The organism is Ruegeria sp. O5 (genome assembly GCF_056535105.1).
Map to the genome: position 1 here is coordinate 796,811 of NZ_JBQERN010000001.1, position 15,794 is coordinate 812,604.

General features: G+C 56.9%; 16 protein-coding genes. 9 read left to right on the forward strand and 7 right to left on the reverse strand.

Going from position 1 to position 15,794, the window contains the following annotated elements:
• Position 1 precedes the first annotated feature (1 nt).
• A complete protein-coding gene (locus ACR0M3_RS03955) occupies positions 2–1,306 on the forward strand; it encodes an NAD(P)/FAD-dependent oxidoreductase (RefSeq protein ID WP_480909790.1) in 1,305 nt (434 codons plus the stop codon).
• Positions 1,307–1,419: 113 nt separating this feature from the next.
• Positions 1,420–2,634, forward strand: coding sequence for a DegT/DnrJ/EryC1/StrS family aminotransferase (locus tag ACR0M3_RS03960; RefSeq protein ID WP_480909791.1), 1,215 nt, complete (start codon positions 1,420–1,422; stop codon positions 2,632–2,634).
• A 48-nt stretch (positions 2,635–2,682) separates the two neighbouring features.
• Here ACR0M3_RS03960 and phaR read toward each other — a convergent pair whose 3' ends face one another.
• From phaR to ACR0M3_RS03975, 3 genes are all read right to left on the reverse strand, one after another.
• Positions 2,683–3,234, reverse strand: a complete 552-nt coding sequence (gene phaR, locus ACR0M3_RS03965; RefSeq protein ID WP_267365377.1) for a polyhydroxyalkanoate synthesis repressor PhaR — start codon at positions 3,232–3,234, stop codon at positions 2,683–2,685.
• A 135-nt stretch (positions 3,235–3,369) separates the two neighbouring features.
• Positions 3,370–3,816, reverse strand: coding sequence for a phasin family protein (locus ACR0M3_RS03970; RefSeq protein ID WP_209503426.1), 447 nt, complete (start codon positions 3,814–3,816; stop codon positions 3,370–3,372).
• Between the two features lie 131 nt (positions 3,817–3,947).
• Complete coding sequence (locus tag ACR0M3_RS03975) at positions 3,948–5,750, reverse strand: PHA/PHB synthase family protein (protein ID WP_480909792.1); 1,803 nt, start codon at positions 5,748–5,750, stop codon at positions 3,948–3,950.
• 111 nt (positions 5,751–5,861) lie between these two features.
• Between ACR0M3_RS03975 and phaZ the strand changes: the two genes are divergently transcribed.
• Both phaZ and ACR0M3_RS03985 read left to right on the forward strand, forming a co-directional pair.
• Positions 5,862–7,133, forward strand: a complete 1,272-nt coding sequence (gene phaZ / locus ACR0M3_RS03980; RefSeq protein ID WP_480473454.1) for a polyhydroxyalkanoate depolymerase — start codon at positions 5,862–5,864, stop codon at positions 7,131–7,133.
• 5 nt (positions 7,134–7,138) lie between these two features.
• Positions 7,139–7,726: a DUF6151 family protein gene (locus tag ACR0M3_RS03985; protein ID WP_480909793.1), complete on the forward strand. Its 588-nt coding sequence runs from the start codon at positions 7,139–7,141 to the stop codon at positions 7,724–7,726.
• Here ACR0M3_RS03985 and ACR0M3_RS03990 read toward each other — a convergent pair.
• The 4 genes from ACR0M3_RS03990 to ACR0M3_RS04005 form a co-directional block, all read right to left on the reverse strand.
• Positions 7,717–8,433 (reverse strand): alpha/beta fold hydrolase, encoded by a 717-nt coding sequence (locus ACR0M3_RS03990; RefSeq protein ID WP_480909794.1) that lies wholly within the window; start codon positions 8,431–8,433, stop codon positions 7,717–7,719. The genes ACR0M3_RS03985 and ACR0M3_RS03990 overlap by 10 nt on opposite strands.
• An 83-nt stretch (positions 8,434–8,516) precedes the next feature.
• A complete protein-coding gene (locus ACR0M3_RS03995; protein ID WP_480603854.1) occupies positions 8,517–9,131 on the reverse strand; it encodes a hypothetical protein in 615 nt (204 codons plus the stop codon).
• Between the two features lie 41 nt (positions 9,132–9,172).
• Positions 9,173–10,165, reverse strand: a complete 993-nt coding sequence (locus ACR0M3_RS04000) for an alpha/beta hydrolase (protein WP_480909795.1) — start codon at positions 10,163–10,165, stop codon at positions 9,173–9,175.
• Positions 10,165–10,914: an alpha/beta fold hydrolase gene (locus ACR0M3_RS04005; protein WP_480473458.1), complete on the reverse strand. Its 750-nt coding sequence runs from the start codon at positions 10,912–10,914 to the stop codon at positions 10,165–10,167. Before ACR0M3_RS04005 ends, ACR0M3_RS04000 begins: the two co-directional genes overlap by 1 nt.
• Positions 10,915–11,108: 194 nt before the next feature.
• Here ACR0M3_RS04005 and thrS point away from each other — a divergent pair, with 194 nt between their 5' ends.
• The 5 genes from thrS (at position 11,109) to ACR0M3_RS04030 (ending at position 15,794) form a co-directional block, all read left to right on the forward strand.
• Positions 11,109–13,067: a threonine--tRNA ligase gene (thrS, locus tag ACR0M3_RS04010; RefSeq protein ID WP_480909796.1), complete on the forward strand. Its 1,959-nt coding sequence runs from the start codon at positions 11,109–11,111 to the stop codon at positions 13,065–13,067.
• A gap of 221 nt (positions 13,068–13,288) precedes the next feature.
• Complete coding sequence (locus ACR0M3_RS04015; RefSeq protein WP_209503410.1) at positions 13,289–13,591, forward strand: BufA1 family periplasmic bufferin-type metallophore; 303 nt, start codon at positions 13,289–13,291, stop codon at positions 13,589–13,591.
• 72 nt (positions 13,592–13,663) lie between these two features.
• The gene (gene bufB, locus ACR0M3_RS04020; RefSeq protein ID WP_480909797.1) at positions 13,664–14,521 is read left to right on the forward strand and encodes an MNIO family bufferin maturase; all 858 of its coding nucleotides are present in this window, start codon (positions 13,664–13,666) and stop codon (positions 14,519–14,521) included.
• Positions 14,518–15,279: an HvfC/BufC family peptide modification chaperone gene (locus tag ACR0M3_RS04025; RefSeq protein ID WP_480484200.1), complete on the forward strand. Its 762-nt coding sequence runs from the start codon at positions 14,518–14,520 to the stop codon at positions 15,277–15,279. The genes bufB and ACR0M3_RS04025 overlap by 4 nt, the downstream gene beginning before the upstream one ends.
• On the forward strand, positions 15,276–15,794 hold the full coding sequence (locus tag ACR0M3_RS04030; RefSeq protein ID WP_267365394.1) for a DoxX family protein: 519 nt from the start codon (positions 15,276–15,278) through the stop codon (positions 15,792–15,794). Before ACR0M3_RS04025 ends, ACR0M3_RS04030 begins: the two co-directional genes overlap by 4 nt.

Below are 15,794 nucleotides of genomic sequence, written 5' to 3' on the forward strand. Positions count from 1 at the left end.
CGTGAACCTGCTCTATTCCAATGACCGCAAGGGCGAATACCCTGCCAGCTGGTATGCCGCGACGGCAAACCCAACGGAACGCTTTCCTGTTTTGGCCGAAGATATTACGGCGGATGTCTGCGTTGTGGGCGGCGGCTACACAGGCCTGTCCGCAGCATTGCATCTGGCCGAGGCGGGGTTCGATGTCGTTCTGCTTGAAGCCCACCGTGTCGGATTTGGTGCCTCAGGGCGCAATGGTGGCCAGCTGGGCAGTGCGCAGCGGATGGATCAGGAAGACCTTGAGCGTCTTGTTGGCGACTCGGATGCCGCAAAGCTGTGGGACCTGGCCGAAGACGCCAAGGATCTGGTCAAATCACTGATCGCCAAGCATCAGATCGCGTGCGACTTGCAACCCGGTGTCGCGGTTCTGGGTCTGTCAGCTTCGGAACGAAAAGAGCTGCATGACCATGCAGGCCATCTGTCCGACCGGTATCACTATGACCAGATCAAGCTGCTGGATGAAGACGAAGGCCACAAACTGTGCCCCTCACCCGCTTATAAGGGTGGGTATCTGGACATGGGGGCCGCTCATCTGCACCCATTGAACTTTTCGCTGGGGTTGGCGCAGGCTGCGGCCAAAGCGGGTGTTCGCATCTTCGAGGGCACCGAAGTCATCGATATTGACGAAACCCGGCCTGCCCTGATCCGGACCGCCAGGGGGAACGTAAGGGCCGACCATGTTGTGCTGGCCTGCAATGGCTATCTTGGCAATCTCAACCGGACCGTCGCGGCCCGTGTCATGCCCATCAACAACTTCATCGCGGCGACCGAACCCCTTGGCAGCGAGGCTGCGCGGGTCCTGACGCAGGATGTCGCGGTCGCGGATACCAAGTTCGTGGTGAACTATTTCCGCCTTAGCGCCGATGGCCGGCTTTTGTTCGGTGGCGGCGAAAGCTATGGCTATCGTTTTCCTGCGGATGTCGCTGCGAAGGTCCGCAAGCCGATGACCGAGATTTTCCCACATCTGCGCGATGTCAAAATCGACTACGCTTGGGGTGGGACGCTGGCCATTACCATGCGGCGGATGCCTTATCTGGTGCGTATCGCACCCAATATTCTGTCTGCTTCCGGCTATTCCGGTCATGGTGTAGGCACGGCGACCCATGCCGGGCAACTGATGGCGCTGGCCATTCAGGGACAGGCAGAAGGGTTCGATACAATGGCCCGCGTGCCAACCCTGCCCTTCCCCGGCGGATCCGCCCTGCGCAACCCGCTGCTGGTACTGGCAATGACATGGTTCGCCTTGCGGGACCGGCTTGGGATCTGATCCACGTTACTTGTGACAAATTGGTGAATTTCCGCTGGCGCGACGATTGAGGGCTTGGATTGCCACCTGAATAGCTTTATCTTTACCAAAGATAGAATTCGGGAAATCCAAATATGACGCTTCCACCAAACGTTCATGACGCCGAACCCATCCCAGAAGCAGCAAAAGAAGCCATCGACGCCCTGATGCAGTCGGGCGACTTGTTTCGTTATACCGCCCCGCAAGATGCCCCGGTGTCTTTGCTAGAGGCCGAGTTTGCCGAACTGCTGGGCACAAAATACGCTCTCGCTGTTTCGTCCTGTTCTGCTGCGCTGTTTCTGTCACTCAAGGCACTGGGTTTGCCGCGCGATGCGCGCGTCCTGATCCCCGGCTTCACATTTGCCGCGGTTCCCTCGTCAGTCATTCACGCGGACTGCATCCCGGTTCTGTGCGAAGTGCGTGAGAATTATCGCATCGACATGCCCGATTTCGAGGCCAAGCTCGACAGCGTTCATGCGGTGATCATCAGCCACATGCGCGGCCACACATCTGATATGGACGCGATCATGGCGCTGTGCGACGCGCGTGACATCCCGGTTATCGAAGACGCTGCGCATTCGCTGGGCACGACCTGGCATGGCAAAAATATCGGAACCATCGGCAAGGTCGGCTGTTTCTCGTTTCAGTCCTATAAGATGATCAATGCGGGCGAAGGCGGTATTCTGATCTCAAACGACGCTGATCTGGTGGCCCGTGCCGTCATCATGTCGGGCGCGTACGAACATAACTGGAAGAAACACAAAGGACCGCACGGCGACAACTCGCTCGAGCTGGAAGAGGCCTTCGCTCGCTGGCAGAACAAGTTGCCGCTTTATAACCTGCGTTTGAACAACCTGAGCGCCGCTGTGATCCGCCCGCAGATCCCGGAACTGGCCCGTCGTGTTCGCGACGGTCTGGCGAACCACGACTATGTTGCCGGACGCTTGAATACCTCACCCCATATCGACGTGCCCGCACCCTTGCCCCCCGAGCAGCGCGCGCCGGACTCGATTCAGTTCAATCTGGTTGGGTTGCAGGAACACGAGATTCGCGCATTTGCCGCCGCATCCGAGGCACGCGGTGTCAAAGTTCAGGTCTTTGGCCTGAGCCAGGACAATGCGCGCGCCTTCTGGAACTGGCAATTCCTGCCGGAAACGTTCGAGCTGCCGCAAACACGTGATATGCTGATGAAGGCGTGTGACGTCCGACTGCCCGTACGCCTGACGCGCGCAGAGCTGGACGTGATTGCAGATATTTTGCTGGCCGCCGTTGGCGAAGTGACCGGCCCAATGCCGGTCTACGGTACCTGAGACTAGAACTGGCCCACTTAAATGGTGGGCCTTTTCCTCCGGCTCACCTTAATTCAGTTTCGAAAGCTTCTGTTGAAGTTCAGCCAACTGTTTCTTGATATCGTCAAGATCCTCTTTCGGCTCTGACTTTTCACTTTCCTTCTCTGGCGAGGACCATCTGCCAGACAACCCACCTGTCATAGCCTTCAGAAATGCCTGCTGCTGTGCTTGCAACGCTTCAAATCCCGGCATCTGGGACATCGGGTTCATGGCGTTCATGTTTTCCATCATCTTGCTTTGGCTTTCGCGCAGCATATCGAACGAGCTTTGCAGGAATTGCGGCATCATGCCCCCGCCCGGCAGCATGTAGCTGCGCACCAGATCATTCAGAACATTGACCGGCAGCACATTCTCGCCGCGGCTTTCATGTTCAGCAATGATTTGCAGCAGATACTGCCGTGTCAGGTCGTCGCCGGATTTCAGGTCGATGATCTGTACTTCGCGCCCGTCACGGATGAATCCCGCGATATCTTCGAGCGTCACGTAATCGCTGGTCTCGGTGTTATACAGCCGACGGCTGGCATAGCGCTTGATCAGCAGCGGTTTTTCTTGGTCCGACACCGGGTTCCCTCCCCAAGGATGATGCGTTGCAGCACAGGTTATGCGAGTGCAGCACAAAAAGAAAGGGCAGGTCAATGGACCTGCCCAACGCGATTGCACCTATAGGGAGGGTCGGGTGCGTTTCGCTGACTTTTCTTACTTCGCAGCAGCAGCTTTTTTAGCGGCTGTGGTCACGTCGTTGGTTGCTTTTTTAACAGCAGCGGATGCTTCTTCCGCAGCTTCTTTACCAGCAGCCATCAGCAGTTCGACGGTTTCGGTCTGAACTTTTTTTGCGATTTCTGCGAAAGCGGCCATGTTCTCGGCTGCAACTTCAGCAGAAGCGCTTGCGAAATCGGTTGCTGCTTTTGCGTAGTCGGCAGGCTCTGCCTTGGCTTTCGACATCTCGGTCAGTTTGGCCAGCGTGTCTTTGGTCCATTTGCTCGAGATCTCTGCCGATTTCTCAGCTGCTTCCAAAGCAACGCCCGACAGCTTTTCGTTCAGCGAAGCGGTCGATTTGAATGCGCCTTCCATTGCGGTTGTGTCCACAGGGAATGCACCCATCATGTCTTTCATGATCGCGGTAAAGTCTTGGGTCTTAGCCATTGTCATAATCCTTTTAGCCAGTCCGGGCCCACCCCGGGTTTCATCAGCTTGAGGACAATATGATTGCTGCAACGCAGCATTGCAAGTTTTTTCTTGCTGCATTGCAGAAAAATTTAAGTTTCAGAATGAAATCAGGCGTTTGGTTTTGCCACTACATACGTTCCGGGTGCAGCAGCCAGGCTCGGGTGCTTCGAATCGCCGGGTTTGCGGGCCGGTACCTGCTTGCCCGACCGTTTTTTCAGCCAGGCATCCCACATGGGCCACCATGACCCTTCATGAAAGTCGGCTTCCTTCAACCAGGTGGCGGCGTCTGGTTTCAAATCCGGGTTGGTATAATGCCCGTACTTTTTCTTGCTGGGCGGGTTCACAATACCCGCAATATGACCCGACTCGGAAACCACGAAAGTTTTTGATCGCGAGCCCATTTTTTGCACACCGCGATAGCAATCTTTCCACGCCGCGATGTGATCGGTTTCGCATGTGATGGCCATAAGGGGCACATCAACGTCACCAAGCTTTAGCTTATGCCCCAGCAACTCAAAGCCATCGGTGGCGAATTCGTTGCGCTGGCATAGTCCACGCAAGTACTCAACCGCCATTTTCGCAGGCAGGTTGGCTCCGTCACCGTTCCAGTACAGCAGATCAAAGGCTGGGGGCACTTCACCCATCATATAACTGCGAATGGCCGGGCCATAAATCAGGTCACGTGATCTCAGGAACGACATAGTGCGCGCCATGATCCACGACCGCAGAACACCTTCCTTTTTCACTTCTTCTTCGATTCCGTCGATAAAATCGTTTTGAAGGAAGGGCGTGAACTCTCCCTGATCGGAAAAATCCGTCAATGCGGTGAACAGAGTCGCCGATTTGACCGACTTGTCTCCTCGTTGTTTCAGCAGTGACAGCGTCAGGCTCAGGGTGGTGCCCGCGATGCAATACCCCACAGCGTTGACCTGTTTGACCTTGCAAATCTTCTTGGCCGTCTCGATTGCAGTCAGGAAACCATCCTGAATGTAGTCTTCCATGCCTGTTTCGGCATAGCTTTCGTCCGGATTGACCCAGCTTACAACAAACAGGGTATACCCCTGTTCGGTGATCCATTTGATCATGCTGTTCTGGGCTTTCAGGTCCAGAATATAGAACTTGTTGATCCAGGGCGGAAACAGAACAATCGGAGTCTCGTAGACCGTTTCAGTCGCTGGCTTGTACTGGATCAGTTCCATCATCCGGTTGCGATAAACCACCTCCCCCGGTGTCGTCGCCAGGTTACCGCCGACCTCAAAGGCACTTTCATCTGCCAGTTTGACGACCAATTCTCCATTATTGGCCTCCAGATCTGACACAAGGTTTTCCAACCCCTTGATCAGTGACTGGCCCTCGGTTTCGACCGCTTTTTGCAAGGCATCTGGATTGGTCGCCAGAAAATTTGTCGGCGCCATCATGTCGACGATTTGTTGCGAGAAATATTGCAGCCGCCTTTTGTCCTTGGCATCCAGATCATCCACGGACGCAACAGCCTGCGCGATTGCTTGCGCATTGGTCTGGTATTGCTGGCGGATCAGACGGAAATAGGGGTTAGTTTCCCAAAGGGGGTTCGAAAATCGCTTGTCTTCTGGCTTGGGTGCTTCGCCTTCCGCGTCAGACGCAGTCAGCGCTTTCTGCGCCTCGGCAAAGTTCAGCACTGACTTACCCCAGAATTCTATCTGCTGTTCCAGTAATTTGGCGGGATTTTGCCAAGCCTCGGCCCAATAGGCACTTGCTGCTCGTGCGAAAAGCTCTTGATTCGGGCCGTCTAGCGCGGGAGTGTGGGGCCGTTTTACAGCCATGACCTCAATCAGGCGCTTCGATAACTTCTCGACCTTTTCCATATTTTCTTTAAGGCGTTCAATGTGTTCTTCGGATACGTCTGGCATGTGGTCTTCACTAGTTGTCATTTTAACAATTCCCCCCTAACCTCGCTGCTATGCAGAATAACGTCGTGGGTGCTGGGGGGCAAAGCGACGAATGGTCCGAACTATCAGGCTGACACTCAGGAGGCCCCGTTTATGCGCTATATGATGACCTACGACCTGATGGAAACTGCGCGAAACACCAACCAATGGCTTGGTGCAACCGCCAGCGCGATGGCGTCCTATCCGATGTTTTCGATGGTGCCGAACCCCGCATTCAACTGGATGGCCGCTTGGGGCGAGGTTACCGAGCGTACGTTCCAGCGGATGGTTGCAAAGCCCGATTGGGGTATTCGCACGTTCACCTGCGAAGATGGCAAGGATCATCTGGTTGAAATCACGACTGTTCTGGAACGCCCTTTTGGTGATCTGGTACATTTCCGCGTCAATGGCCGGAAAGAACAACCCCGCAAAGTGCTGTTGGTTGCCCCGATGTCCGGGCACTATGCAACGTTGCTGCGCTCGACGGTCAAAAGCCTTCTGGTCAATTGCGAAGTCTACATCACCGATTGGCATAATGCGCGCGATATCCCTGTGTCCGCAGGTAAATTCGATGTCGAAGACTACACGCTCTACCTTGTAGATTTTATGAAAGAGCTTGGACCGGACACCCATGTTGTTGCCGTTTGCCAACCTGCGCCTCTGACATTGGCCGCAACGGCATACCTGGCCGAAATCGAACCCAAAGCGCAGCCAAGCACTCTGACGCTGATTGGTGGCCCCGTCGATCCGGACGCAACGCCGACCGATGTGACAGACTTTGGCCGTCGCGTCACCATGGGCCAGTTGGAAGAAACAATGATCCAGCGCGTTGGCTTCAAGTACAAAGGCGTTGGACGTATGGTCTATCCGGGACTGCTGCAATTGGCCTCGTTCATGTCCATGAATGCAGATCGTCACTCCAAAGCGTTTTCCGACCAGATCCAGCGCGTCATGCGGGACGAAGCCTCGGATCAGGATGCCCATAACCGCTTCTACGACGAATACCTGGCCGTGATGGACATGACTGCCGAGTTCTATCTTTCGACGGTCGAGCGGGTCTTCAAGAATCGAGAGATTGCGAGAAACGAGTTCGTGGTCGCGGGTCACAAGGTGGACATCAGTAAGATTACTGATGTTGCGGTGAAGACTGTCGAAGGTGCAAATGATGACATCTCTGCACCCGGCCAGTGTATTGCCGCGCTGGATTTGTGCACCGGCCTGCCCGACAGCAAAAAGGCAAGCCACGTCGAACCCGGCGCCGGTCACTATGGTATCTTCGCAGGCCGCAGCTGGCGCGACAACATTCGTCCCCTTGTGATTGATTTCATGAACGAAAATGCGCGAAAACCAAACCGTCGCGCGGCCAATTCCAACAAGGTTGCCTAAGCGACATGAGCGGGCCAGCGCAAAAGGGCCTTACCTTTTCCTGCCAATGCGGCGCGTTGCACGGGCGTATTTCACCCCGCGGTGTTCGGCAAGGCACACATGTTGAGTGTTTCTGCCACGATTGCCGGGCCGCTCAACTATATTTCAAGCAACCGGACCCGGCACCCGGACCTGTCGGGATTTTTCAGATCGCACCGGATGAAATCGAAATCAGCGCAGGAAGTCAGTATCTTGCGGCGATGCAACTCAGCCCCAAGGGCATGCTGCGTTGGTACGCCAGTTGCTGTAACGCACCTTTGGCAGCAACGCCCAAAACCGCGAAATTCCCGTTTGCTGGCGTTATCGTCGGCCGGGTTGCGGGTGGAGCTTCGGCGCTGGGACCCGTCACGACACGTGGGTTTGTTCCCCAACCGGACGGAAAGCAGAAGCACGAAAAACCTGGCCCCGCCATTCTTGGGCTGTTGCGCAGGGCTGCCGGATCGCGCCTGTCCGGGCGATGGAAGAACACACCGTTTTTCGACCGAGAAACCGGTAAACCCGTGGTGACGCCAACTGTCATTTCAAAGACCGAACGCGCGACGCTCTACCAGTAATCAAACCGTTGCTGGGCGTCCAACCAGGTTTGCAGCGCCTCATTGACGATGTCGGGCGTTTCGAGGGTCGGCAAGTGACCGGCCTTTTCAATAACCAGCAGTTCCGCTCCGGGAATGAGCTCTGCCATGAAAGAATGTCGTTTGACCGGTGTCAGAGTGTCATGCGCTCCGCACAGAACCAACGTGGGCACCTTGATGCGACGCAATGCGGCCTGTTGATCCGGGCGGCGTTGCAGAGCACGCATCTGACGCACGAAGGTTTCAACACCCAAATCCTGTGCCATTGCAAACAAGCCGTTCAGGATGGGAATACGCTGCGAGCCCGGTGCCAGCGTGTCGGACCCCACAAGTTTCCGCATGACCTCCTCCAACCGGCCACCCTGCGCGCCAATGATCAGGTCTTCGCGACTGGCAGCCATTTGAGGCGTGTCCGCCTGTGCATCAGTGGCCATCAGGCACAGGCGTGACACACGTTCCGGCGCCCGGCGGATCAGCTCTAACGCCACCACACCACCCATGCTTAATCCAGCCAGTGCAAACCGATGTGGAAGCTGGTCCAGCAGACCCGAGGCGATCTCTTCGATACGCTCACCTGCGGAAATCGGCGCAACGGTTACGGGTCGCGTCCGCGAAAACACCTCAATCTGAGGGCGATACAGTCGGGCATCGCACATCAGTCCAGGTAGCAGTACCAGCGGCTCGATCACGCGGGGCCTCCATACGCTCGGTTTCCCGAGCCCTTGGGTTTGCAGTCAGGTTGAGAGTTTATCACATTCAAACAAGCGGAACGTCACGGATAGGCGATTGCCCGAAAAGCTGGAAAGTCCGCATAGCGGGACCGTCGTGAAGCGGCACTTTCCTCGGGCTCAGCGCCGGGTTTCAGCAGGCATCCGCGTGGCGCAATATAGCTGTCAATCCGGCGCTGCGGTTTAGGGCGCCACACCAGATTGAAAGCGCAGAGTTTCGGAAAGAACCAGATCTCGGAATAATCCAGGTGATCATGCATCCACCATGCCAGATCGCGCCAATCCCGGCCCTGCGCATACTGATCCGCGAACCAGGGGACAACAACAGACGCCCCGGCAATCCGCTCGTCCCCGGCTCCACGATCCCAGATGTGGCACTCCAACGGGTGATCATTCCGGGCACAGTTCAGTCTGTTTTCATTGCCAAACCTGTTCAGCGACGGCGAGCGATAGCCCGAGCGCACGGCGATCCTGCCAAAGGTCTCTTCCAGCGGGTCCAGCAGAGTTTCACAGAACGCACGTCCTGTCTCGATAGCCAGATCCGGATTGTCTGGAATGTTCTGTTTTTGGTGAAAGTTCCCGATCTCGGAATAGAGGAAATCGCGCATGAAGAAATACCGGGACAGACGAACGCGCCCTAAGGTCTCAAGGCTCCACATACTGCCCGGCTTACGCATCTTACCGCGACCCGAGGCCGCCATCATTCCACCCCCAGCCCTTTTAACCAATCCAGGATACCGGCCACAGCCGCGTCGGTCTGCCCTGGCGACATCAGGCGACCGGCAATAACATGAGATGACGGATCATCCTCGGGACCCATTGTCACCAGTTTGACGGATGCTGGCGCACCCCACGCTTCGGCGACCTCGTGTGTGCGGCCAGGGCGCACCACCTGATCGTTGTCCGAGAACCAGAACAGCACGGGCACAAGGGCGTTCGAGAAATCCAGCGCAAATACTTTCTCGACAAGAACGGACATCGGCACGACCGATTCCCACGGATAGACCGTAGACCAATATTTGTTCTTTTCCTGGTCTGGCCCCGACACATCGCGTTCGTCCCCCATCAGGACCGGTAACCAATCCCTCGCCCATGGCAAAGTGGGAATCCATGCCGCGGCCGTGTTGACCCCGAAATTCGGAGAGACAAAGACCATGCCGACAACGTTCTCGCTGAGGCTGGCATCCAAAGCGGCGGCGGCTGCAAGCGTCGCACCGGTCGACGTTGAAATCACGATCAACTTGTCCCCAACAGCACGAGCGGCCGCCAATCCCTCGGCGGTGTCCTGCATCCAGCCCGAGGCAGTGCCTTCCGCCATGGCTGATCCGGTTCGCCCATGACCTTGCAGGCGTGTGTAAACCAGATTGGCCCCCAGCGCGTCTGCCACAAGGTCCGGCACTGGCCGGATTTCCTCGGAACTTGCTGAAAAGCCATGGATGTAAAGAACGGAATACGGGGTGCGCCGTTCGTTAAAGCCATCCTGCCAGATCACTCGTTTTTCGACACCCGGAACGATATCGTCAAACGCGGCTTCGGTGCTTTCGAAATAAACCTGTACGCCCTCACCGAACTTGCGCGGATCAAAGCTTGGGCTCAGGTTCACCTCTTCGCGCGGGCCAAACCAGTAGATAAGGCCGCCGACGGCAATCAACGCAAGGAACAAGCGCCCCAGAAGCCATCCCAAACGCCGCATCACGCGTCTCCCAACACATCCAGAACCGCCGCCTCGATCAAGCCAAGACATGCATCATCCGAGAACCTGTGATCTGCATCCTTGACCAAAAGAAGCTGCATGTCCGGCCCTGTTGCGTGGTCCAGCAACCGAACGGCCGTTTCAGTCGAAACGGCCGTATCCGCTGTTCCCTGTAGGAAACGAACCTTGAACGGCAGGTTCAACGTGTCGCGCAGTACAAGGCGCTGCCGCCCATCTTCGATCATCCTTTTGGTGACGATGTAAGGTTCCATGTAATCGGACGGCAACTCGACATGCCCGACCGTTTCCAGGTCGGCTTTCTGGTCATCGGTGAATGAAGCCCAATAGCCATCTTCCGTGAAATCCGGCGCGGCGGCGATCGTGACCATACCTGCGATCCGGTCCGGCAGGGCCTTGGCCAGCAAAAGCGCCTGCCACCCCCCCATGGACGAGCCGACAACGATCAGCGGCCCTTTGGTCAAGGCATCGACCGCAGCGACAGTGTCCTCATGCCAATCCCCAATGCAGCCATCCGTGAACGCGCCAGAGCTTTCGCCGTGACCGGAATAATCAAACCGCAAAAAGGCCCGCCCCCGCGCCTGCGCCCAAACTTCCAGATGGACTGCCTTGGTGCCTTCCATATCCGACATGAGCCCACCCAGAAAAACCAGGGTCGGCCCTGCCCCTTCGGTCTTGTGATAGGCCAGTTTTCGCCCTTGTGCTGTTTCCAGAAAATCCGTCGCCGCCATAAAACCCTCTTACGCTTTGGGGAACATCATGCACGGCAGCCCGTTGGTCGCAATTCCCGAATTCGGGGTGTCGTGGCGTCAGTGACCGTACCCTGCGACCCTTGACAGGAATTGCTGCACCTGCCACATCAGCCAGACGCAAATAACCCGCAACCGGGCGTTCAGTGGGCGCCAAACCGACGAGGAGAGCCGACATGGCCCTGGATTCAAAATCCGTCTCTCTCACTTTCCCAGATGGCAATGCACGTTCCTATGACGCAGGGGTTACGCCCGCGCAGGTGGCTGCCGATATTTCAAGTTCGCTGGCCAAAAAGGCCATCTCGGCCACCGTTGATGGCAAACACTGGGACCTGCAATGGCCGATCGAAGCCGATGCACAGATTGCCATCCACTCCATGAAGGATGACGCGCAGGCCAACGAACTGATCCGCCACGATCTGGCCCACATCATGGCCCGCGCCGTGCAGGAAATTTGGCCTGCGACCAAGGTCACCATCGGCCCCGTTATCGAAAACGGCTGGTATTATGACTTCGACCGGGAAGAACCGTTCACGCCCGAAGATCTTGGCCTCATCGAGAAAAAGATGAAAGAGATCATCAACAAGCGCGATCCTGTCACCACCGAGGTTTGGGACCGCGAGCGGGCCATCGAGTTCTACAAGGCCAATAACGAGCCCTACAAGGTTGAGCTGATCGAAGCCATTCCTGGGGATGAGCCGTTGCGCATGTACTGGCACGGCCACTGGCAGGATTTGTGCCGCGGTCCGCATCTGCAACATACCGGTCAGGTTCCCGGTGATGCGTTCAAGCTGATGTCCATCGCCGGTGCCTATTGGCGCGGCGACAGCAACCGCGCGATGCTGCAACGCATCTACGGCGTGGCCTTCACCGGCAAGGAAAAACTGAAAGACCACCTTCATATGCTGGAAGAGGCCGCAAAGCGCGACCACCGCAAACTAGGCCGCGAGATGGACCTGTTTCACATGCAGGAAGAAGCCCCCGGTCAGATTTTCTGGCACCCCAATGGCTGGACCATATACACCCAGTTGCAGGACTACATGCGCCGTCAGCAGCGCAAGGGTGGGTATGTCGAGGTGAACACGCCGCAGGTCGTTGACCGCAAACTGTGGGAACGATCAGGCCACTGGGACAAATATCAGGAAAACATGTTCATCGTCGAAGTCGACGAGGAACATGCCCGCGAAAAGGCCGTCAACGCGCTCAAACCGATGAACTGCCCCTGCCATGTCGAGATTTTCAAGCAAGGCCTGAAATCCTATCGTGACCTGCCGCTGCGCATGGCCGAGTTCGGATCGTGCAACCGTTACGAACCCTCTGGTGCATTGCATGGCATCATGCGGGTGCGCGGGTTCACGCAGGACGACGCTCATATCTTTTCAACCGAAGAACAGATCGAGGCGGAGACCGCCGAATTCATCCGTTTCCTCAGCGTGATCTACAAGGATCTGGGGTTCGAGGATTTTTCGGTGAAATTCTCTGACCGTCCCGAAACCCGCGCCGGATCGGACGAGGTCTGGGACAAGGCCGAGGCGGCGCTTTTGTCCGCCACCCGTGCCGCCGGGATCGAACCAGAACTGAACCCGGGCGAAGGAGCATTCTACGGGCCGAAACTGGAATTCGTGCTGACGGACGCCATCGGGCGTGACTGGCAATGCGGCACCTTCCAGGTCGATTTCGTTCTGCCCGAACGGCTGGACGCCACCTATATCGGCGCAGACGGGGCCAAGCACCGCCCCGTCATGTTGCATCGCGCCACGCTGGGATCCTTCGAACGCTTTATCGGTATCCTGATCGAGGAACACGCAGGCAAATTGCCGTTCTGGCTGGCCCCGCGTCAGGTCGTCGTCGCGTCCATCACGTCCGACGCGGACGACTATGTCGCCGAAGTGGTCGAAACCCTGCGTTCTGCGGGTGTGCGGGCCGAGGCGGACATCCGCAATGAAAAGATCAACTACAAGGTCCGTGAGCATTCGGTCGGCAAAGTACCTGTCATTCTGGCCGTCGGTCACCGCGAAGTTGACGAACGCACCGTAAGCGTGCGGCGACTGGGTGAAAAACAGACCCAGGTACAACCGCTTGATGTTGTAACAAAAGAGCTGGCACACGCCGCCACCCCGCCAGATCTGCTGTAACAAACAGCACCATTTCCAAAAAAATCCGACCCCTACTAAGGGGTCGGATTGTAACATTTCACCCTTTCTTCATCAAAAACAGTGTATTACGCTGCAAGGGGGCAGGCCGCCCCATGACGCGCTTGTGAGACACGGGCTCGTGAATTCAACTCTGCCCACCAAGCCACTACCTTTGTCATTGTCACAAGCAGACATACCCAGTCATCAAGAGGATTACCGAGATGTCGAACACAGCTAAGTCCCTGGTTATCGCAACCGCAGTCGCAGCCGCCGTATCGGGTGTCGCAACCACAGCAAGCGCACAGGCAAAAGAAAAGTGCTATGGCGTATCGCTGGCCGGTCAGAACGACTGTGCCGCAGGCCCCGGCACCACCTGCGCGGGCACCTCGACCGTTGATTATCAGGGCAACGCATGGACCTTGGTTGACGCAGGCACCTGCGCCGACATCGAATTGCCTGCGGAAGCAAACGGCACACCGCGCAAAGGTTCGCTGGAAGCACTGGACCGCGACCTGCCGGCATAAGACTGGCCTGACGATTTCAAGGGGCGGGCACCATCGCCCGCCCTTTCCCTTTCGTGATCAAGGAACTGGCCCATGTTGGATGACAGCCACCGGTCAAACCGCCTGCCCGCAGCACCGGGCGTTGGCTACAAGCCGCAGCATTTTGCTCAGATACTTGAACACGCACAGCCCGTTGCATGGCTGGAGATCCATGCCGAGAACTATATGGGCGACGGCGGGCGGCCCTTGGCGCAGCTGCGCCACCTTTCCGAACATTTCCCAATCTCGGTCCATGGCGTTGGCCTGTCCATTGGCGGTGAAGGCGCGCTGGACCCCGATCATCTGGCCCGGCTGAAACACTTGGTCGGCTGGCTGAACCCCGCAAGCTTTTCCGAACATTTGGCTTGGTCCACCCATGACAGCCATTTCTACAACGACCTGCTGCCCCTGCCCTATACAGACGAAACTCTAGCGCGGGTTTGTGAACATATCGATCAGGTCCAGCACACTGTCGGGCGGCAGTTGCTGCTGGAAAATCCGTCCAGCTATCTGGCCTTCGAGGAAAGCACCTGGTCCGAACCTGATTTCCTGAGGGAGATTGCCAAACGCACCGGATGCGGCCTGTTGCTTGACGTAAACAATGTCTTTGTCTCGGCGACCAATCTGGATTTCTCACCACAAGGCTATATTGACGCCTATCCGATTGAAAAGGTGTCGGAAATCCACCTTGGCGGCCATGATGAGGATGAAGACGATCACGGTCATCCGCTGCTAATCGACAGTCACGGACGTGAAGTGGTCGATCCGGTGTGGGCCCTGCTGGATTATGTGCTGGAGCGTTCGGGGCCAAAACCCGTTCTGATCGAATGGGACACTGATGTGCCTGATTGGCCCGTTCTGCGGGATGAGGCCATTCGCGCGCAAACCGCATTGGACCGGATACCGGTATGAGCGTTTCTCAATCTGAATTCCGCGCGGCCATGATGGATGCGTCAGCGCCCGTTCCCGGTGGATTGCTGGACGGCGGTGCGCGACCGGCCGGTCGCAGATTCAGCGTTTACCGCAACAACGTTGCGGTGTCGCTGACCGAAGCGATGCATCAGGCGTTTCCTGTGATTGCCAAATTGCTAGGGGCGCAGAACATGGATGGGTTGGCCGGGATTTTCCTGCGTCAGCACCCGCCCTCCTCTCCGCTGATGATGTTTTATGGCGAGGCGTTTCCTGATTTTCTGGCAGGAATGCCCCAACTTGCCCATCTTGGATACCTGCCGGACGTGGCCCGGTTGGAGATTGCCTTGCGCAAGTCCTACCACGCCGCCGACAGCGAACCTGCACCGGCAGATGTTCTAGCCGTCGAACCCGAACAGGTCATGCAGGCCCGGTTGCAGTTTGCACCGGCCATGCAGGTGATCCGCTCGGATTGGCCAATTTTCGCGATCTGGCGATTTAACAGCGAAGAGAACGCACCGAAACCGAATGCCGGTGCAGAGGACGTGTTGATCACACGCGCCGAGTTCGATCCCACACCCAATCCACTTCCGGCGGGTGGTGCAGACTGGATCGCCTGTATGCAGAACGGCGACACAATCGGTGACGCATATGAAAAAACGACTGCCAAACTGCCTGAATTTGATCTTGGAACCACTCTGGCACTGCTGTTGCAGGGCGGTGCAATAACCTCTGTGACTATCGAAAGGCCCGAGACATGACTGCTTTGATCTCAACCTACAATAACACCATGGGAAAACTGGACCTTGCCTCTGGCTGGTTGACCCCTACGCTGGCACGGCTGGTCTTTGTTGCGGTTCTTCTGGTTTATTACTGGAACTCAGCCATGCTGAAGATCGACGGATCGATCTTTTCGCCTTCGGCAGGTGCATTTGGTCAGATATTCCCCAAAGCGGCGGAGGCTGTTCTGTATGACGTGTCCCAAATGACGTTCTTCCAACGCATCGTCATCTTCATGGGAACGGTTGCCGAATTTGTGCTCCCGGCACTTCTACTGGTTGGGCTGTTCTCGCGTTTGGCGGCTTTGGGCATGATCGGTTTCATCTGGGTGCAGACTCTTGTCGACGTCACCGGCCATGGCGTGAAACTGGGCAGCCTGTTCGACGCGGCGCCGTCCCTGATGGATCAGCGCACGATGTGGACCTTCCTGATGCTGGTGATCGTCATCAACGGCGCAGGGCCGATCTCGCTCGACCGGATCCTTCGCCTTAAGTAA